Source organism: Duganella paludis, assembly GCF_054461335.1.
In genome coordinates this window covers 4,110,566-4,128,309 of sequence record NZ_CM136922.1, presented here as the reverse complement: position 1 = coordinate 4,128,309, position 17,744 = coordinate 4,110,566, and the positions used below count along the sequence as shown (strand labels likewise).

Genomic DNA, 17,744 nt, shown 5'->3' with positions numbered 1-17,744 from the left:
AACACTAAGGCAACATTCAGCAGGGATTATAAATGGACATCTCCGAACTACTCGCATTCTCTGTCAAGAACAAGGCCTCGGACCTGCACCTCTCGGCCGGCCTGCCGCCGATGATCCGGGTGCACGGCGACGTGCGGCGCATCAACCTGCCGCCGCTGGAGCACAAGGACGTGCACGGCATGATCTATGACATCATGAACGACGGCCAGCGCAAGGCCTACGAAGAGATGCTGGAGGTCGACTTCTCATTTGCCATCCCCGGCCTGGCGCGCTTCCGCGTCAACGCCTACAACCAGGAGCGCGGCGCCTCGGCGGTGCTGCGGACGATTCCGTCCAAGATCCTGTCGCTGGAAGACCTGAACGCGCCCAAGATCTTCGCCGACTTCGCACTCAAGCCGCGCGGGCTGGTGCTGGTGACGGGCCCGACCGGCTCCGGCAAATCGACCACGCTGGCGGCCATGGTCAACCACCTCAACGAAAACGAATACGGCCACATCCTGACAATTGAAGACCCGATCGAATTCGTGCACGAATCCAAGAAATGCCTGATCAACCAGCGCGAAGTGGGACCGCACACGCTGTCGTTCAACAACGCGCTGCGTTCGGCGTTGCGCGAAGACCCGGACTGCATCCTGGTCGGCGAGCTGCGCGACCTGGAAACCATCCGCCTGGCGCTGTCGGCGGCGGAGACCGGCCACCTGGTGTTCGGCACGCTGCACACCTCGTCGGCGGCCAAGACCATCGACCGCATCGTCGACGTCTTCCCGGCCGATGAAAAGGAAATGGTCCGCGCCATGCTGTCGGAATCGCTGCAGGCGGTCATCTCGCAAACGCTGCTGAAGACCAAGGACGGCGCCGGCCGCGTGGCCGCGCACGAAATCATGGTCGCCACCCCTGCGATCCGCAACCTGATCCGCGAAGCCAAGATCGCCCAGATGTACTCGGCGATCCAGACCGGCAGCGGCGTCGGCATGCAGACGCTGGACCAGAACCTGACGGACCTGGTCCGCCGCAACATCATCAGCAGCGCCGCCGCCCGCAACGCCGCCAAAACCCCCGAAAACTTTCCGGGCTAAAACCAGGGTCAGCTCTGTCAAATGGACAAAATGTCCATTTGACAGAGCTGACCCTGAATTCAAGGATTCATTATGGAACGCGATCAGGCCTCTAAATTCATGTTCGACCTGCTGCGCCTGATGTTGGCCAAGAAGGGCTCGGATTTGTTCATCACCGCCGGCTTCCCGCCTGCCGTCAAGATCGACGGCAAGATGACGCCGGTGTCCTCGCAGATGCTGACCTCCGCCCATACGCTCGACCTGGCCCGTTCCATCATGAACGATAAGCAGGCCGCCAACTTCGAGCTGACCAAGGAGGCCAACTTCGCCATCAGCCCTGGTGATATCGGCCGCTTCCGCGTCTCTGCCTTTGTGCAGATGAGCTCGGTCGGCATGGTGCTGCGGACCATCACCTCCGAGATCCCCAAGCTGGAAGACCTCGGCCTGCCCGAAGTGCTCAAGGATGTCGTGATGTCCAAGCGCGGCCTGGTGATCATGGTCGGCGCCACCGGCTCCGGCAAGTCGACCACGCTGGCCGCCATGCTCGGCTACCGCAACGAGAACAGCTACGGCCACATCATCACCATCGAAGATCCGGTCGAGTACGTCCACCCGCACAAGAACTGCATCGTCACCCAGCGCGAGGTCGGCGTCGATACCGACGACTGGGAAGTAGCGCTGAAGAACACCCTGCGCCAGGCGCCCGACGTGATCCAGATCGGCGAGATCCGCGACCGCGAAACCATGGACCACGCCATCGCCTTCGCCGAAACCGGCCACCTGTGCCTGGCCACGCTGCACGCCAACAGCGCCAACCAGGCGCTGGACCGCATCATCAACTTCTTCCCGGAAGAGCGCCGCCAGCAGTTGCTGATGGATTTGTCGCTCAACCTGAAAGGCATGATTTCACAGCGCCTGATTCCAAAGAAGGAATCCAAGGGCCGCGCGGTGGCGATCGAGATCATGCTCAATTCGCCGCTGATTTCCGACCTGATCTTCAAGGGCCAGGTGCACGAAATCAAGGAGCTGATGAAGAAATCGCGCGAGCTCGGCATGCAGACCTTCGACCAGTCGCTGTTCGAATTGCATGAAGCCGACTTGATCACCTACGAAGACGCCCTGCGCAACGCCGACTCCGTCAACGACCTGCGCCTGGCCATCAAGCTGGAAGGCAAGGCCGCCAAGAACCGCGATTTGTCGGCCGGCACCGAACATTTGGGAATCATCTGATGAGCACTATTTTCGACCTCTCCGCCGACAGCCTGTCCGGCCAGCCCGTCAACCTGGCCCAGTACCAGGGCAAGGTTCTATTGATCGTCAACACCGCCAGCAAATGCGGCTTCACGCCGCAGTACAAGGGGCTGGAGGCGGTCTACCAGCAGTTCAAGGACAAGGGCGTGGAAGTGCTGGGCTTCCCCTGCAACCAGTTCGGTGCGCAGGAACCCGGCCAGGCCGAGGAAATCGGCGCCTTCTGCGAAAAGAACTACGGCGTGACCTTCCCGCTGTTCGCCAAGATCGACGTCAACGGCGACCATGCCCACCCGCTGTTCCAGAAGCTGAAGAAGGACGCACCGGGCATCCTGGGCACCGAGAGCATCAAATGGAACTTCACCAAATTCCTGATCCGCAAAGACGGTACCGTCTTCAACCGCTACGCTCCGGCCACCAAGCCGGAAGAGCTGATCGCGGACATTGAAAAGCTGCTGGCCGAATAAGTGATGCCGTTGCTGGGAAAACTACTCTCGCCGTGGCTGCGCATGGGGACCTACTCGCGGTTGTTCCTGCCGATCTTCGTGATCATCGCGCTGGTGGTCGGCGTGCGCTATCACCTGATGCTGAAGTCGGAAACCAGCTATGCCCAGACCCGCTACGAGAAAGACGCCGGCGAGCTGGCGGCTTACGTGCTCAAGGCCTTGCGGCCGGCATTGGCCCTGCCCGACCGCGGCAGCCTGGATGCGGCGCTGTCCTCCGCCCTGCTGCTCAACGCCGACCTGATGGCCGCGCGGCTGGACTATCCGGGCGGCCACCTGGAAGCCCTGCGCAGCAACCGCGCGGAATCGGCCTATCCGGACTGGTTCCCGCGCCTGAATCCCATTGCGCCGATCGACCAGAACATCGTCGTCGGCGACGCCACGCTGTCGCTCAGCTTTGAACCGACGGCGCCGCTCACGCAGGTCTGGCGCAGCGTCAAGCAGCAGGCCGTGATTTCGCTGGTGAACATCGTCGTCATCTACACGCTGCTGGCGATGCTCATCTTCGCCAACAAGCGCATGCTGCACCGCCTGAACGATGCGACCAACCGTTTCCAGAACGGTGAGCACGATGCGCGCCTGCCGGTCAGGGGCACGCTGGAAGCGCGCATGCTGGCGTCCACCTTCAACAACATGGCGCAGCGCGTGCAGGCGCTGGTGCACAAGCTGCAGCAAAGCCAGAACGACCTGAGCGCCCAACTGGCGCGCACCCTGCTGGCGCAGCAGCAGCTGCAGGTGGAGAAGGATCGCATCGAGGTGACGCTGGCGTCCATCGGCGACGCCGTCATCACCACCGACCTGACCGGACGCATCGAAACCATCAACGAAGTGGCACAGCAGCTCACCGGCTGGTCCGAGTCGCGCGCGCGTGGCATGGAGCTGCATCAGGTGTTCATCCTGGCGAATAATTTCGGCCAGCATTCGCTGCTTAAATCAATGAAGGCCATTTATGCCGGCGGCGAAGTGGTCAAGGTCGGCAACCAGAGCCTGCGCAATCGCCTGGGCGAAACCTGCACCGTGGAGTACACGGCCAACGCCATCCGCACCCGGCGCGGCACGGTGCAAGGCTCGGTGCTGGTGTTCCGCGACGTGACCGAACGCCGTCAGCTGATGCAGCAGATCTCGTGGCAGAGCCATCACGATCTCCTCACCGGCCTGCCCAACCGCAGCGCGCTGGCGCAGCGCTTCGAGCAGGAGGTGACGCGCGCGCGTGAGCACAATCACTTGCTGGCCGTTTGCCTGTTCGATCTCGATCACTTCCAGCACGTGAACCAGTCGCTGGGCCAGGCCGTGGGCGACGAGATCCTGAAGCAGGCCGCCAGCCGCCTGCACGATTTCGCCGGACAGCGCCACTACGTCGCGCGCCTGGGCGGCGATGAATTCGTACTGCTGCTGCCGGAACTGAACGACCGCGCCGCCATCGACGATGCCATGGGCAAGCTGATGGCGGCCCTGTCGCGCGACTATATTTGCGATGGCGATGCGGTGAGCATGTCGGCCAGCGCCGGCATCGCGGTCTACACCGGCACCGACATCAGCGCCGACAGCCTGCTGCGCCATGCGGACCAGGCGCTGTACCAGGCCAAGATCATGGGCCGCAACCGCTATCATTTCTTCGACGCCGATCTGGATGAGCAGGTGCGCACGCATCACAACCGCCGCACCGAAGTGCGCGCGGCGGTGCGCGCCAATGAGCTGGTGCTGTACTACCAGCCCAAGCTCGACATGCGCAACGGCCGCATCGTCGGCATGGAGGCGCTGGTGCGCTGGGAGCATCCACTGCGCGGCATCATCGGGCCGGGAGATTTCCTGCCCATCGTGGAGCATAGCGATGTGATCATCGATATCGGCGAGTGGGTGCTGCGCGAGGCCTTGCGCCAGTTGCAGACCTGGCGCGCGTTCGATGCCAATTGGGTCATCAGTGTGAACATCGCGGCACGGCATTTCCAGCGCCACGATTTCGTCGAGCGGCTGAAGGCGATCCTGGCCGAGTTCCCCGATGTTCCGCCACATATGCTGGAGCTGGAGATACTGGAGTCGTCGGCGTTGAGCGATATCGCGCATGTGCGCGGCATCATGCTGGACTGCCAGGCGCTGGGCATCAGCTTCGCGCTTGATGATTTCGGCACCGGCTATTCGTCCATGTCCTATTTGAAGCGGTTGCCGGCGGATATCCTCAAGATCGACCAGAGCTTTGTGCGCAATATGCTGGTGGACCGGGACGACCTTCACCTGGTGAGCGCGGTGATCGGACTGGCGCGCTCGTTCGGCCTGGGCGTGATTGCGGAAGGCGTGGAGACCATCGAGCATGGCGCCATGCTGATGCGGCTTGGTTGCGATCTGGTGCAGGGCTATGGCATCGCGCGGCCGATGCCGGCCGACGATGTGCTGTCGTGGGTCGCCAGCTTCGATACGGCCTCGGTGTGGCAGGCCGCCGCCAGCCTGCCGTTGATCGTCAACCTGCACAGCGAGCCGGCTGCCGGCACGGCGCAGATGGCTTTACTTTAAGGCTTTGTCGATCAGTTCTATCCAGTGCATGACCGGCGTTTGCGTTCCGGATTGCAGATGGGCGCTGCAGCCGACATTGGCCGATACGATGGTCGTTGCGCCGGTGTCTTCCAGGTTGGCGAGTTTGCGGTCACGCAGTTGCAGCGACAGTTCCGGTTGCAGCAGGGAGTAGCTGCCGGCCGATCCGCAGCACAAGTGGCTGTCGGCGCACAACACCACGTCCACGCCGACCGCGCGCAACACACCTTCGACCTTGCCGCGTATCTGCTGGCCGTGTTGCAGCGTGCAGGGAGGATGGTAGGCGACGCGGCCCGTCGCCGGCGCGCCAGCACGTACCAGTTGCGCAAGCTGCACCTCGAATTGCGGCATGATTTCACTCAGGTCGCGCGTCAACTCAGAGATGCGTCGCGCCTTTTCCGCATAGGCGCTGTCGTGCGCCAGCAGGTGGCCGTATTCCTTCACCGTGACTCCGCAGCCCGACGCAGTCATGACGATAGCCTCGACGGCGCCGCCCGGCTGCACGTATGGCCACCACGCATCGATATTGCGGCGCATATCATCCAGCGCCGCCTCCTGCTCGTTCATATGGTGGCGCAGCGCACCGCAGCAGCCAGCCTTCGGCGCGACGATCAGTTGCACGCCCAACGCATCGAGCACGCGCGCCGTGGCGGTGTTGATGTTGGGCGCCATGCCCGGCTGCGCGCAGCCCTCCAGCACCAGCATCTTGCGCGCATGTTCGCGCGCAGGCCACACGCCGGCACGCTGCCGCTGCGGCACCTTGTCCTGCAAAGCCGGCGACAGCAACGGACGGAATAACTGGCCCGCCCGCAGCGCCGTCTTGAACACCATTGGACGCGTCAGCCCTTCCACCAGCAGCTTGCGCTTGATACGCTCCCCCAGCGGCCGCTCCACGCGCTGTTCCACCACCTGCCGGCCGATATCGACCAGCCGTCCATACTTCACACCGGACGGACAGGTGGTCTCGCAATTGCGGCAGGTGAGACAGCGATCCAGATGCGTCTGAGTCTTGGTGGTCACCGGCGCACCTTCCAGCACCTGCTTAATCAGATAAATGCGGCCACGCGGCCCATCCAGCTCATCGCCCAGCAGTTGATAGGTGGGACAGGTGGCGGTGCAAAAACCGCAATGCACGCAGGCGCGCAGGATCGCCTCGGCCTCGTCGCCTTCGCGCGTGTTCTTGATGAAATCAGCGAGATTGGTTTGCATGGTTCAGTACATCCGCCCAGGGTTGAAGATCCCGGCGGGATCGAAAGACTGCTTGAGACGCTCATGAATCTTCGCCACGGCCGGCGCCAGCGGATGAAACACGCCCACGCTCTTGTCCCCGCCGCGATACAGCGTAGCGTGACCGCCGGCCGCCGCCACAGTGCGCCGGATGCTGTCCGCCTGCGCAGCGGAATCCACCTTGAGCCAGCGCTGCGCGCCGCCCCACTCGATCAACTGCTCGCCGCGCAAAATAATCGCACTGGCATGCGACGGCACCGACATGCGCCACAAGCTGTCGGCGTTGAAGTAGTCATGCGTCTGATCGCGCAAGGACGTCCAGAACGCATCGGTTTCGCCCTCTTCCAACACCTGCCCGCCCAAGCGCTGCTGGGCCGCCATCACCGCCGCGCCGGCGCCGGACAAACGCAAGGTCAGCACGCCGCTATGCCAGCAGCTGGCCGAAATCGGCAACGGCTGCCCGGCCCACTCGTTCAGGCGCGTGAGCGCATCGATCTCGCTCAACTCGAACCGCAGACTGGCAGTGCGTAACGGCACCGGCAGCACCTTGAGCGACACCTCAAGTATCAATCCAAGCGTCCCCAGCGAGCCCGCCAGCAAACGCGACACATCGTAGCCGGCCACATTCTTCATCACCTGCCCGCCGAAGCGAAGCTGCTCGCCACGACCATCCATCAGCACCGCGCCAAGCACGAAGTCGCGCACCGCACCGGCACTGGCGCGACGAGGACCGGACAATGCGCTGGCGACCACGCCGCCGATAGTCGAAACAGCACCGAAGCGCGGCGGCTCGAACGCCAGCATCTGCCCATGCTGCGCCAGCAGCGCCTCAATCTCCGCCAGCGGCGTGCCGCAACGCGCGGTAATCACCAGCTCCGTCGGCTCATAGGCAATAACGCCGCTGTTGACGCGCGTGTCCAGCAGCTCGCCATCGAACGCCCGGCCGTACCAGTCCTTGGTGCCGCCGCCGCGTATGCGTAACGGCGTGCTGTTTGCGCTGGCGGCGCGGATGCGGGCGGCGAAATCGTCGTAGACAGTCATCTTTAAAACCGCGGAAGGTTGGAGAACGGCAGCACGCCGCCGCTGACGCGCATCTTGCCGAATTCGGCGCAGCGGTTCAGCGTGGGAATGGCCTTGTCGGGATTGAGCAGGCCGGCCGGATCGAAGCTGCGCTTGACCGAGAAGAAGGCCTCCAGCTCGGCGGGCTTGAACTGCACGCACATGGAATCGATCTTCTCGATGCCCACGCCATGCTCGCCGGTGATGGTGCCGCCGACTTCCACGCACAGCGCCAGGATCTCCGCGCCAAAGGCTTCGGCGCGGTGGAACTCGTCCGGGATATTGGCGTTGAACAGGATCAGCGGATGCAGATTGCCGTCGCCGGCATGGAACACATTGGCGCAGCGCAGGCCGTACTTGACCTCCATCGCCGCGATGCCGGACAAGACCTCGCCCAAACGCTTGCGCGGAATGGTGCCGTCCATGCAGTAGTAGTCCGGCGAAATGCGGCCGGCGGCCGGAAACGCGTTCTTGCGGCCGGACCAGAACTTCAGGCGCTCGGCCTCGGTCTGCGACACGGCTATCGCGATCGCGCCGGCCGTGTTCAGCACCGCCGACATGCGTGCGATCTCCTCTTCCACCTCTTCGATGGTGCCGTCGGCCTCGCACAGCAGGATGGCGGCGGCATCGATGTCGTAGCCGGCCTTCACGAACGGCTCCACCATGCGCGAAGACGTCTGGTCCATCATCTCCAGTCCCGCCGGAATGATGCCCGCCGCGATCAGCGCCGCCACGGCGTGACAACCCTTCACCACCTCATCGAACGACGCCATGATGACGCGCGCGATGGCAGGCTTGGGCACCAGCTTGACCGTCACTTCCGTCACGATGCCCAGCATGCCTTCCGAACCAATAAATACCGACAGCAGATCGAGCCCCGGAGCATCGAGCGCCTCGCCGCCCAGCTCCACCAGATCGCCATCGATGGTCACCATGCGCACGCGCAGCACGTTGTGCACGGTCAGGCCGTATTTCAGGCAATGCACGCCGCCCGAATTCTCGGCCACGTTGCCGCCGATGGTGCAGGCGATCTGCGACGACGGATCGGGCGCATAGTACAAGCCATACTGCGCCGCCGCTTCCGAGATGGCGAGATTGCGCACACCGGGCTGCACGACCGCCGTGCGCGAATACGCATCCATGCGCACGATGCGGTTGAGGCGCGCGGTCGACAGCACCACGCCATCGGCGATCGGCATCGCGCCGCCGGACAGGCCGGTGCCGGCGCCGCGCGGCACCACCGGCACGACCAGCTCGCGGCACACCTTCAGCACGGCCACCACCTGCGCCTCGCTATCGGGCAGCACCACGATCATCGGCAACTGGCGGTACGCGGCCAGGCCGTCGCATTCATATGGACGCGTGTCCTCCACGGCAGAAAGCACTGCCCGCGCCGGCAGTACCTGCTGCAAAGCAGCAGCAACCTGCGCCCGGCGGGCGTTAAGATCGGTGACAGTGTTCATGGGTTAAGCGCCTGAAAACACAGATTGAGCCACGATTGTAAGCACAAACGTCGATTTGTTGTATTCTTTCGGGCGCAGCTACTACAACTACTGGAATAGAGTATGGAACACAATTTCGAACAAACTTGGCTCCTGGCGCTGGAAGAACGGTTCGGCGTGCAGGCCAGGATCGGTCAGGTGGCGCTGGATAACCGTCCGCGCATGCTGATCTACTATTTTGAGAACTTCCCGGCAGAGGGCATGCTCACCGCAGTGACGGCCGGCCTGTCCAACGCCAACCATCCGAACTGGGTCCACGGCAAGCCGGAACTGAGCTTCACGCTGCACACCAAGGACACCGGCTGGGGCAGCGCCGCCGCCTACATCGCGCAGTCCTTCTTTAACGACAGCTCATTCCACTACCAGGCCTCGTTCAAGATCGACCAGCCGATGTCCAAGGACAGCGCCATGAACGCCTGCTTCGTCTATCGTCCGCAATACATGAACGAAGAGCAGATCAAGTTCGAACTGCCCGACCGCACCATATTCCTGGCCGGCCTGTTCCCGATGTACGACGAAGAAGTGCCGCTGTACGAATCCAAGGGCCTGCAGGAATTCTGGAACACGCCCGGCTTCGATCCCTACAATCCGCGCCGCGCCAGCATCGCCACCAAGGGCTGAACATCATGGGCAACCGACTCTCTAAAATCGCCACCCGCACCGGCGACGGCGGCACCACCGGCCTCGGTGACGGCAGCCGCACCGACAAGGATAGCGTGCGCATCGATTCCATCGGCGAGGTGGACGAACTGAATTCGCATATCGGCCTGCTGCTGTGCGAAGACATGCCGACCGATCTGCGCGAGGAACTGATCACCATCCAGCACGACTTGTTCGACCTGGGCGGCGAGTTGTGCATCCCCGGCTACCAGATGATCAAGGAAGCGCACGTCGAGCGCCTGGATCAGCTGCTGGCCAAATACAACGCCACCCTGCCGCCGCTGACGGAATTCATCCTGCCGGCCGGCTCGCGCGCGGCGTCGCAAGCGCACGTCTGCCGCACCGTGTGCCGCCGCGCCGAACGCGCCATCGTCACGCTGGGCAAGGCGGAAACCATCCACGAGCATCCACGCCAGTATGTAAATCGTTTGTCGGATTTGCTGTTTGTGCTGTCGCGCGTGTTGAACCGCTACGCCGGCGGCAGCGACGTGCTGTGGCAGCACGAGCGCAAGCGCGGCTAAGCGGGACTTAATCGTCGAACAAGCGCGCCATGCCCTTGGCCATGCTGAGGCGCGACGCGGTGGCGGGATAGGCGCTGGAGATCAGCGCCACCTGTTCGCCATCCGCCAGCTTGCGGTAGAACCCCACCATATCGGCCGCCGCCCATCCGGCGCGGTGCGCCAGCAACATCCCCAACTGATCGGCCTCGGATTCCTGCAGGCTCGATAACTTCGACAAGCGGATTTGCAGCGACAGGTCGCTGTCCAGCCGCGCCATCACCACGTCGAGCGGCACGGCGGGCAGGCGATTCAGCAGCAAAGCTTCGGAAAAGGTTTCGCGCGCATGTTCGGCGACGACGTGCGCCACCTCGTGCGCCAGCAGCACGGCCAGTTCACCGTCCGTCAACGACAGCCGGCGCACGAAGGCGCTGCCGACCAGGATCTTCCCGCCGGCCATGCAGATGGCGTCCACTTCCGGATCGCTGGTGGTGTGGACTTCCCACGACCATTGCGCCGCCTCGGGCCTGAGCTCGACGGCGACACGCACCAGTTCCTCGCTGATGTAACGCAGCCGCGTCAGCAGACGGCGATCCTCATCGAGCTTGCCGACCGCCGCCAGATCCACCGTGCGGTCGATATAGCGGTCGGCCATGCTGGCATCCACCTCCTCGGCGCTGAAGCGAAGCTCCTGCGTCCGGCCGGACTCCGGCACCTGCGCCGTGGCGCTTGCCGCCAGGACCAACATGATCAGACTTGCAATCAGCTTCATCTCGGCCTCTGATATAAACTGTTTATATCAATATAGGCCAACCAGCGGCAGAGGCAAGGAAAATCAGGCGGCGTTGTATCCCGGCAGCAGCGGTATTTGCTGCGATAGGTAATCCAGTAACAGGCGTGCGCGCACCGGCTGGTAGCGGCGCGATGGCGACAACAGGTGCAGAGGTTGCGGCTGGCCGTGCCAGCGTGACAACACCCGCACCAATTCGCCACTGTCGAGCAAATCCTGCACCAGCCACAAGGGGCAAAGGCCGATGCCGCCGCCTGCCGCCAGGCTTTCGCGGATCGCCAGCGCATTGTTGACGCGATAGCGGCCTTGGGTCTGCACGGTTTCAGTGTGCTCGCCGTTATGCAGCGTCAGCAGATCGCCGTCGGCCAGCCAGGCGAAGCGGATGTAGTCGAAGCGCGCCAGATCCTGTGGCTGTTTCGGCTTGCCATGCGCGCGCAGGTAGTCCGGAGCCGCCACCAGTTGACGCGGCGACACGCCGGCCAGTCGCGCCACGGCATCCGGAGGCAGCTCGCGGCCCTGGCGCAGGGCGATGTCGACGCCTTCCTTCACCAGGTCGACCATGCGGTCGTCGAGTATCAGTTCGATATCCACTTGCGGGTGTAGCACGAGGAATGGCGCCAGCAAGGCGTTCAGACGGAACTGGCCGAAGGCGGCGGGCGCGTTCAGGCGGATCAGTCCAGCCGGCGTTTCGGTCTGGCCGCGCGCCTCGGCGACGGCCTCCTGATACTCGGCCAGCACGCCAAGCGCACGTTGATAGAAGCGGCTGCCCTGAGGCGTCGGCTGCAGGCTGGTGGTGCTGCGTTCCAGCAGCCGCACGCCGAGTTCGTGCTCCAGCGCCGCCATCAATTTACTGACCGTAGGTTGTGTTGTGCCCTCTTCGCGCGCGACGGCGGACAGGCTGCCCAATTCCACAGCGCGCACGAAACAGCGTAAAGATCGGATAGTGTCCATCTGTCCTTCATTCCATATTCGAATTAAGTATAGTCAATTCAGGCTACTTCCGCGCACCGAACGAATAACTTATCGTGGGCTTTTCTGAGCAAGGAGAGCATCATGAAACGTTATATTGCAGCTGCCGCATTGGCAGCCATCGTCGCCACGCCGCTAAAGGCGGCGGACAACTGGGTAGCGACCTGGCAGGCCAGCCCGCACGCGGCTTGGGCGGCACAGGAGTTTGCGTTGCCGACCGGCGTGCCGGCAGCACTGGAACGCCAGACCGTGCGCGAGACGGCGCGCATCAGCGTCGGCGGGCGACGCGTGCGCGTAGTGCTGTCGAACCGCTACGGCACGCAACCGATGCAGATCGGCGAGGCCAGCGTGGCTCGCAACGGCGGCGCGCCGCTCATGTTGACATTTGGCGGCCAGCGCAGCGTTGCCATTCCACCCGGCGCGCCAATGGTGAGCGACGCCATCGACATGCCCGTGGCGGCGCTTGAAAAGCTGGCGGTCAGTATCTACCTGCCGCAGCACACACCACTGGCGACTTTCCACTGGGGCGCGCAGCAAACCGGCACCATCGCCAGCGGCAATGTCACCGCCTCGGCCGCGCTGCCCAACACACAGCGGCTCCACGGCCGCGCCCTGCTGAGCGGAATCTGGGTCGACGCGACCGCGCCCACGCCGGCGGTGGTTGCGTTTGGCGATTCCATCACCGACGGCAATGGCTCCACGCCGGATACCGATCGGCGCTGGCCGGACTATCTGGCGGCGCGGCTGGCGGCCAGTGGCGTGGCGGTGGTCAACGCCGGCATCTCCGGCGCGCGTCTGCTGGGCGACCGCATGGGCGCCAACGCCGCCGCGCGCTTCGAACAAGACGTGCTGGCGCAACCGGGCGTGCACACGGCCATCGTGCTGATGGGGATAAACGATATCGGCTGGCCGCAATCCATCTTCGCACCGCAGGAAGCGCCGATGACGGCCGAACGCATGATCGCCGTCTACCGCCAGCTGATAGCGCAAGCACACGCGCGCAAGGTGCGCATCATCGGCGCGACGCTGCTGCCGTTCGAAGGCGCCGGCATCGAAGGCTACTACACGCCGGCCAAGGACGCGGTGCGCAGGCAGGTCAACCAATGGATCAGGGAAAGCGGAGAGTTCGACGCAGTGGCCGATACGGAAGCGCTGCTGCGCGACCCGGCGAGGCCGGCGCGCATGCAGCCGCGCTACGACAGCGGCGACCATCTGCATCCCGGCGATGCCGGATACGAAGCGATGGCCGCCGGACTGGCGGGCCTGATCAGCCGTTATTAACGACCAGGCGCGGTTCGTCGCTTAGGTAGCGTTGTTTGATGGAGGCGGTGATGCCGGCGGCGTCCAGGCCGACGCTGGCCAGCAGCTTGGCCGGGTCGCCGTGGTCGATGAATTTGTCCGGCAGGCCAAGCATCAGCATCGGCTTGGACAAGCCCGCCGCCGCCAGCGCTTCCGCTACCGCCGCACCGGCGCCGCCCATAATGCAGCCCTCTTCCACCGTCACGAAGTAATCGTGATCGGCGGCCAGCTGCTTCACTAGTTCCACATCCAGCGGTTTGACGAAGCGCATATTGGCCACCGTGGCGTTCAGCGTTTCGCCGGCCGCCAGCGACGGCGCCACCATCGAGCCGAAGGCCAGGATGGCGATCTTCTGGCCCGCGCGCTTGATCTCGCCCTTGCCGATCTCGATCGAGGTCAGCTCCGGCTTGATGACGGCACCGATGCCGGCGCCGCGCGGATAGCGGATCGCCGCCGGACCGTTGTACTGGTAGCCGGTGGTCAGCATCTGGCGGCATTCGTTTTCGTCCGATGCCGCCATCACCACCATGTTCGGGATGCAGCGCAGGTAGGCCAGGTCATAATTACCGGCGTGGGTAGCGCCGTCGGCGCCGACCAGGCCTGCGCGGTCCAGCGCAAACGTCACGTCCAGGTTTTGCAGCGCCACGTCGTGGATCAGTTGATCGTAGCCGCGCTGCAGGAAGGTCGAATAGATCGCCACCACCGGCTTCAGACCTTCGCACGCCAGGCCGGCGCCGAAGGTCACCGAGTGCTGCTCGGCGATGCCGACGTCGAAGTAACGATCAGGATATTCCTGGTCGAAGCGCACCATGCCCGAGCCTTCGCGCATGGCTGGCGTGATGCCGACCAGCTTCTTGTCGGCGGCGGCCATGTCGCACAGCCAGTCGCCGAACACTTCGGTGTAGGTCTTCTTCGACGGCGCGACGGACGGCTTGATGCCTTCGGCCGGATCGAATTTCGGCGTGCCGTGGTACAGCACAGGTTCCGCCTCGGCCAGCTTGTAGCCCTGGCCCTTCTTGGTCACCACGTGCAGAAACTGCGGGCCCTTGAGCTGCTTGATGTTCTGCAGCGTCGGAATCAGCGAGTCCAGGTCATGGCCGTCGATCGGGCCAATGTAGTTGAAGCCGAATTCCTCGAACATGGTGGCCGGAACCACCATGCCTTTCGCATGTTCTTCCAGGCGCTTGGCCAGTTCCAGCACGGGACCAGGCAGCACCGACTTGCCGACATTCTTGGCGGCCGCGTAGAACTGGCCCGACATCAAACGCGCCAGGTAGCGGTTCAACGCGCCCACCGGCGGCGAGATCGACATGTCGTTGTCGTTCAGGATCACCAGCAGGTTGACGTCTTCCTGCACGCCGGCGTTGTTCAGCGCCTCGAACGCCATACCGGCCGTCATCGAGCCGTCGCCGATCACGGCGATCGCGTGGCGATGCTCGCCCTTGATCTTGGCCGCCTGCGCCATGCCCAGCGCCGCCGAAATGGAGGTCGACGAGTGCGCGGTGCCGAAGGTGTCGTATTCGCTTTCATCGCGCTTAGGGAAGCCCGAGATGCCGTTCAGCTGACGCAGCGTGTGCATGCGATCGCGGCGACCGGTGAGGATCTTGTGCGAGTAGGTCTGATGGCCGACGTCCCAGACGATGCGGTCGTGCGGCGTGTTGAACACGTAGTGCAGCGCCACCGTCAGTTCGACCGTACCGAGATTCGACGACAAATGGCCGCCCGTCTTGGAGACGGAATCGAGCAGGTAGGCACGCAGTTCGTGCGCCAGCGGCGTCAGTTGGGTGTACGCCAGTTTGCGCACATCGGCCGGGGATTGTATTTTTTCGAGCAAGTTCATTTAAGCCTTCCGCTGCACGATCAGATCCGCGAGTTCGCGTAATCGCAGAGCTTTTTCTCCAAACGGTGCGAGCGCTGCGTGCGCATCGAGCCGCAATTTTTCCGCCAGCGCGCGCGACGGCGCAAGACCCAGTATTGATACATAGGTCGGCTTGTTGTCGGCGGCGTCCTTGCCGGCGGTCTTGCCCAGCGTGGCCGAATCGGCCGTCGCGTCGAGCACATCGTCCACCACCTGGAACGCCAGGCCGATGGCGCGCGCATACACATTCAGCGCGTTCAATTCATTCTCGTCCAGATCCTTGCCGGCCAATGCGCCCAGCACCACGGACGCGCGCAGCAAGGCGCCGGTTTTCAGCTGGTGCATCTGCTCCAGCTGTTCCAGCGTCAGGCTGATGCCGACGCTATCGAGATCGATGGCCTGGCCGCCGCACATGCCGGCCGAGCCGGAGGCGTGCGCCAGCAAACGCAGCATCGCCACCTGGCGCGCCGGCGGTATCGTGGTCGCTTCCGACAGCACCAGGAAAGCCTGCGATTGCAGCGCGTCGCCGACCAGCAGCGCGGTCGCTTCGTCGTAGGCCACGTGGACGGTCGGTTTGCCGCGACGCAGTGCATCGTCGTCCATGCACGGCATATCGTCGTGCACCAGCGAGTAAGCGTGGATCATTTCCACCGCCGCCGCCGCGCGGCTCAGGGTGGCCGCGTCGGCCCCGAACAGCGCGCCGGCCGCATACACCAGCAGCGGGCGCACGCGCTTGCCGCCGCCCAGCAGCGCGTAGCGCATGGCGGCGTGCAGCTTGGTCGGGATCGCGTCTGCCGACGGCAGGAAACCGGATAAATCGTTTTCCGATCCGGCCTGCACGGTTTTCATCCAATCGTCGAAGGCGGCGCTCATTGCTCCGCCTCGCCGGATTCCACGAACGGCTTGAGCATCTCGCCTTCCAGCACCTTGACTTGGGATTCGACTTTTTCCAGCTGGGCGGCGCAGAACTTCACCAGCTCCGAGCCGCGCGCATAGGCGGCCACCGAAGCTTCCAGCGGCAGTTGGCCTGCCTCCATTTGCGCAACCAGTTGCGCCAGTTCGGCCATCGCTTCTTCAAATGAAGCGGGAGCGGGAACAGCGTCGGTCGCGTCGGCAGTTAATTTCTTAGGCATAGTCATTCAGTTTTCAAGGCAAAGCTCGTGCCAGCGCAGTGTAGCCCGTTATTTTAGAACAAACCACCTTATCCCGTGGGACATTAGCGGCGGACCATGGATTTTATCGCAATCGCCCCCATTTGCCGTACAACCATGCATGAAACGCAAGTTTTTGCACGAAAAACGAGCACAGCAGGCTGTCGGTCGAGCATAAAAGACGGTATAATCGCCGGTTCTGTCCTAAATACCACCTCAACGCATAAGAATGCGGGTCGTCTTTACGGATTCTGTCTCTTCTTGGTTTGAATCATTGATTAAGGGGGGTTTGGATGTCCGATCTGGGTACCCACGCCAAGCTAGCGCGACCAACTGCGCAACTTCCGGTTAACGTCTATTTTGACGAAGCGCTGTTACAGCGCGAAATGCAGCAATTATTTAAGGCCGGTCCGCGTTATGTCGGACACGAGCTGATGGTGCCGAACGTCGGCGATTACGCAACCCTCGCCGCCGAGAACGAAGGCCGCATGTTGGTGCGTAACGCCAATGGGCTGGAGCTGTTGTCCAACGTCTGCCGTCACCGCCAGGCGCTGATGTTCAATGGCCGTGGCAATGCGAATAACATTGTCTGTCCGCTGCACCGCTGGACCTATGACCTCAAGGGTGAGTTGCTCGGTGCGCCGCACTTCCCCGAAACGCCATGCCTAAACCTGCCGAAGACCCAGCTGCAAAGCTGGAACGGCCTGCTGTTCGAGCAAAACGGCTACAACGTCATGGAAACGCTGAACCAGCTGTCGGTGACCAAGGACCTCGATTTCAGCGGCTACATGCTGGACCACGTGGAAGTGCACCATTGCGACTACAACTGGAAGACCTTCATCGAGGTCTATCTGGAGGATTATCACGTCGAGCCCTTCCACCCCGGCCTGGGCAGCTTTGTCGCCTGCGACGACCTGCGATGGGAATTCGGCCGCGACTACAGCGTGCAGACCGTGGGCGTGCACAAGGGCCTGCAGAAATCCGGCTCGGAAGTCTACAAGCACTGGCAGGAGCAGGTGCTCAAGTTCCGTGGCGGCGAACCGCCGCCGTACGGCGCGATCTGGCTGACGCTCTACCCGAACATCATGGTCGAGTGGTATCCGCACGTGCTGGTGGTGTCGACCCTGTGGCCGGAAGGCCCGCAGCGCACCAAGAACGTGGTGGAGTTCTACTATCCCGAGGAAATCGTGCTGTTCGAGCGCGAATTCGTCGAAGCCGAACGCGCCGCCTATATGGAAACCTGTGTCGAGGACGACGAGATCGCCCTGCGCATGGACGCCGGCCGCAAGGTGCTGATGCAACGCGGCGAGACCGACGGCGGACCATATCAGTCACCGATGGAAGACGGCATGCAGCACTTCCACGAGTGGTACAGTCGCAAGATGGCTTTATAAGGTTTA

16 protein-coding genes are annotated in these 17,744 nt (G+C 63.3%); 8 read left to right on the top strand and 8 right to left on the bottom strand.

All coding sequences use genetic code 11. The annotated features are described in order from the left end of the window. Positions 1 to 32 precede the first annotated feature (32 nt). The 4 genes from ACXZ1M_RS18260 to ACXZ1M_RS18245 all read left to right on the top strand — a co-directional run bounded on the left by ACXZ1M_RS18260 (position 33) and on the right by ACXZ1M_RS18245 (position 5,314). Positions 33 to 1,076 (top strand): type IV pilus twitching motility protein PilT, encoded by a 1,044-nt coding sequence (locus ACXZ1M_RS18260; protein WP_459049064.1) that lies wholly within the window; start codon positions 33 to 35, stop codon positions 1,074 to 1,076. 72 nt (positions 1,077 to 1,148) lie between these two features. Then, entirely contained in the window at positions 1,149 to 2,285 is a 1,137-nt protein-coding gene (locus ACXZ1M_RS18255) for a PilT/PilU family type 4a pilus ATPase (protein WP_459049063.1), read from the top strand. Next, positions 2,285 to 2,770 (top strand): glutathione peroxidase, encoded by a 486-nt coding sequence (locus ACXZ1M_RS18250; protein ID WP_459049062.1) that lies wholly within the window; start codon positions 2,285 to 2,287, stop codon positions 2,768 to 2,770. Before ACXZ1M_RS18255 ends, ACXZ1M_RS18250 begins: the two co-directional genes overlap by 1 nt. Positions 2,771 to 2,773: 3 nt before the next feature. Then, entirely contained in the window at positions 2,774 to 5,314 is a 2,541-nt protein-coding gene (locus ACXZ1M_RS18245) for an EAL domain-containing protein (protein WP_459049061.1), read from the top strand. On the opposite strand, the gene glcF is transcribed toward ACXZ1M_RS18245, so the two are convergent. The 3 genes from glcF to ACXZ1M_RS18230 are packed head-to-tail and all read right to left on the bottom strand — an operon-like array spanning position 5,306 to position 9,081. Next, positions 5,306 to 6,541: a glycolate oxidase subunit GlcF gene (gene glcF / locus ACXZ1M_RS18240; RefSeq protein WP_459049060.1), complete on the bottom strand. Its 1,236-nt coding sequence runs from the start codon at positions 6,539 to 6,541 to the stop codon at positions 5,306 to 5,308. The two genes, ACXZ1M_RS18245 and glcF, sit on opposite strands and share 9 nt — an antisense overlap. Positions 6,542 to 6,544: 3 nt before the next feature. Next, positions 6,545 to 7,600, bottom strand: coding sequence for a glycolate oxidase subunit GlcE (glcE, locus tag ACXZ1M_RS18235; protein ID WP_459049059.1), 1,056 nt, complete (start codon positions 7,598 to 7,600; stop codon positions 6,545 to 6,547). 2 nt (positions 7,601 to 7,602) lie between these two features. Next, positions 7,603 to 9,081, bottom strand: a complete 1,479-nt coding sequence (locus ACXZ1M_RS18230; protein WP_459049058.1) for an FAD-linked oxidase C-terminal domain-containing protein — start codon at positions 9,079 to 9,081, stop codon at positions 7,603 to 7,605. Positions 9,082 to 9,183: 102 nt separating this feature from the next. Between ACXZ1M_RS18230 and ACXZ1M_RS18225 the strand changes: the two genes are divergently transcribed. Beyond that, entirely contained in the window at positions 9,184 to 9,741 is a 558-nt protein-coding gene (locus ACXZ1M_RS18225) for a suppressor of fused domain protein (RefSeq protein WP_459049057.1), read from the top strand. Positions 9,742 to 9,746: 5 nt separating this feature from the next. After that, positions 9,747 to 10,301: a cob(I)yrinic acid a,c-diamide adenosyltransferase gene (locus ACXZ1M_RS18220; RefSeq protein WP_459049056.1), complete on the top strand. Its 555-nt coding sequence runs from the start codon at positions 9,747 to 9,749 to the stop codon at positions 10,299 to 10,301. Between the two features lie 7 nt (positions 10,302 to 10,308). Here ACXZ1M_RS18220 and ACXZ1M_RS18215 read toward each other — a convergent pair whose 3' ends face one another. Both ACXZ1M_RS18215 and ACXZ1M_RS18210 read right to left on the bottom strand, forming a co-directional pair. Next, complete coding sequence (locus ACXZ1M_RS18215) at positions 10,309 to 11,049, bottom strand: M48 family metalloprotease (RefSeq protein WP_459049055.1); 741 nt, start codon at positions 11,047 to 11,049, stop codon at positions 10,309 to 10,311. 63 nt (positions 11,050 to 11,112) lie between these two features. Continuing rightward, a complete protein-coding gene (locus ACXZ1M_RS18210; protein WP_459049054.1) occupies positions 11,113 to 12,018 on the bottom strand; it encodes a LysR family transcriptional regulator in 906 nt (301 codons plus the stop codon). A 102-nt stretch (positions 12,019 to 12,120) separates the two neighbouring features. On the opposite strand from ACXZ1M_RS18210, the gene ACXZ1M_RS18205 reads away from it, so the two are divergent. Next, on the top strand, positions 12,121 to 13,317 hold the full coding sequence (locus ACXZ1M_RS18205; RefSeq protein ID WP_459049053.1) for an SGNH/GDSL hydrolase family protein: 1,197 nt from the start codon (positions 12,121 to 12,123) through the stop codon (positions 13,315 to 13,317). Here the strand turns inward: ACXZ1M_RS18205 and dxs are convergent. From dxs to ACXZ1M_RS18190, 3 genes are read right to left on the bottom strand one after another with little or no spacing between them, the layout of a single operon-like run. Continuing rightward, positions 13,304 to 15,175: a 1-deoxy-D-xylulose-5-phosphate synthase gene (dxs, locus tag ACXZ1M_RS18200; protein WP_459049052.1), complete on the bottom strand. Its 1,872-nt coding sequence runs from the start codon at positions 15,173 to 15,175 to the stop codon at positions 13,304 to 13,306. The two genes, ACXZ1M_RS18205 and dxs, sit on opposite strands and share 14 nt — an antisense overlap. Further along, on the bottom strand, positions 15,176 to 16,066 hold the full coding sequence (locus ACXZ1M_RS18195) for a polyprenyl synthetase family protein (protein WP_459049051.1): 891 nt from the start codon (positions 16,064 to 16,066) through the stop codon (positions 15,176 to 15,178). It abuts the gene before it with no gap. Next, entirely contained in the window at positions 16,063 to 16,326 is a 264-nt protein-coding gene (locus ACXZ1M_RS18190) for an exodeoxyribonuclease VII small subunit (RefSeq protein WP_459049050.1), read from the bottom strand. Before ACXZ1M_RS18190 ends, ACXZ1M_RS18195 begins: the two co-directional genes overlap by 4 nt. A gap of 311 nt (positions 16,327 to 16,637) precedes the next feature. On the opposite strand from ACXZ1M_RS18190, the gene ACXZ1M_RS18185 reads away from it, so the two are divergent. Continuing rightward, positions 16,638 to 17,738 (top strand): aromatic ring-hydroxylating oxygenase subunit alpha, encoded by a 1,101-nt coding sequence (locus ACXZ1M_RS18185; protein ID WP_459049049.1) that lies wholly within the window; start codon positions 16,638 to 16,640, stop codon positions 17,736 to 17,738. Positions 17,739 to 17,744: the final 6 nt, after the last annotated feature.

Bases quoted from the DNA above. Each gene is read 5' to 3' on its own strand.
- ACXZ1M_RS18250 (WP_459049062.1), top strand. From the start codon at position 2,285: ATGAGCACTATTTTCGACCTCTCCGCCGACAGCCTGTCCGGCCAGCCC.
- ACXZ1M_RS18220 (WP_459049056.1), top strand. From the start codon at position 9,747: ATGGGCAACCGACTCTCTAAAATCGCCACCCGCACCGGCGACGGCGGC.
- dxs (WP_459049052.1), bottom strand. From the start codon at position 15,175: ATGAACTTGCTCGAAAAAATACAATCCCCGGCCGATGTGCGCAAACTG.
- ACXZ1M_RS18215 (WP_459049055.1), bottom strand. From the start codon at position 11,049: ATGAAGCTGATTGCAAGTCTGATCATGTTGGTCCTGGCGGCAAGCGCC.
- ACXZ1M_RS18230 (WP_459049058.1), bottom strand. From the start codon at position 9,081: ATGAACACTGTCACCGATCTTAACGCCCGCCGGGCGCAGGTTGCTGCT.
- glcE (WP_459049059.1), bottom strand. From the start codon at position 7,600: ATGACTGTCTACGACGATTTCGCCGCCCGCATCCGCGCCGCCAGCGCA.
- ACXZ1M_RS18195 (WP_459049051.1), bottom strand. From the start codon at position 16,066: ATGAGCGCCGCCTTCGACGATTGGATGAAAACCGTGCAGGCCGGATCG.
- ACXZ1M_RS18210 (WP_459049054.1), bottom strand. From the start codon at position 12,018: ATGGACACTATCCGATCTTTACGCTGTTTCGTGCGCGCTGTGGAATTG.
- ACXZ1M_RS18190 (WP_459049050.1), bottom strand. From the start codon at position 16,326: ATGCCTAAGAAATTAACTGCCGACGCGACCGACGCTGTTCCCGCTCCC.
- ACXZ1M_RS18260 (WP_459049064.1), top strand. From the start codon at position 33: ATGGACATCTCCGAACTACTCGCATTCTCTGTCAAGAACAAGGCCTCG.
- ACXZ1M_RS18225 (WP_459049057.1), top strand. From the start codon at position 9,184: ATGGAACACAATTTCGAACAAACTTGGCTCCTGGCGCTGGAAGAACGG.
- ACXZ1M_RS18185 (WP_459049049.1), top strand. From the start codon at position 16,638: ATGTCCGATCTGGGTACCCACGCCAAGCTAGCGCGACCAACTGCGCAA.
- ACXZ1M_RS18245 (WP_459049061.1), top strand. From the start codon at position 2,774: ATGCCGTTGCTGGGAAAACTACTCTCGCCGTGGCTGCGCATGGGGACC.
- ACXZ1M_RS18255 (WP_459049063.1), top strand. From the start codon at position 1,149: ATGGAACGCGATCAGGCCTCTAAATTCATGTTCGACCTGCTGCGCCTG.
- glcF (WP_459049060.1), bottom strand. From the start codon at position 6,541: ATGCAAACCAATCTCGCTGATTTCATCAAGAACACGCGCGAAGGCGAC.
- ACXZ1M_RS18205 (WP_459049053.1), top strand. From the start codon at position 12,121: ATGAAACGTTATATTGCAGCTGCCGCATTGGCAGCCATCGTCGCCACG.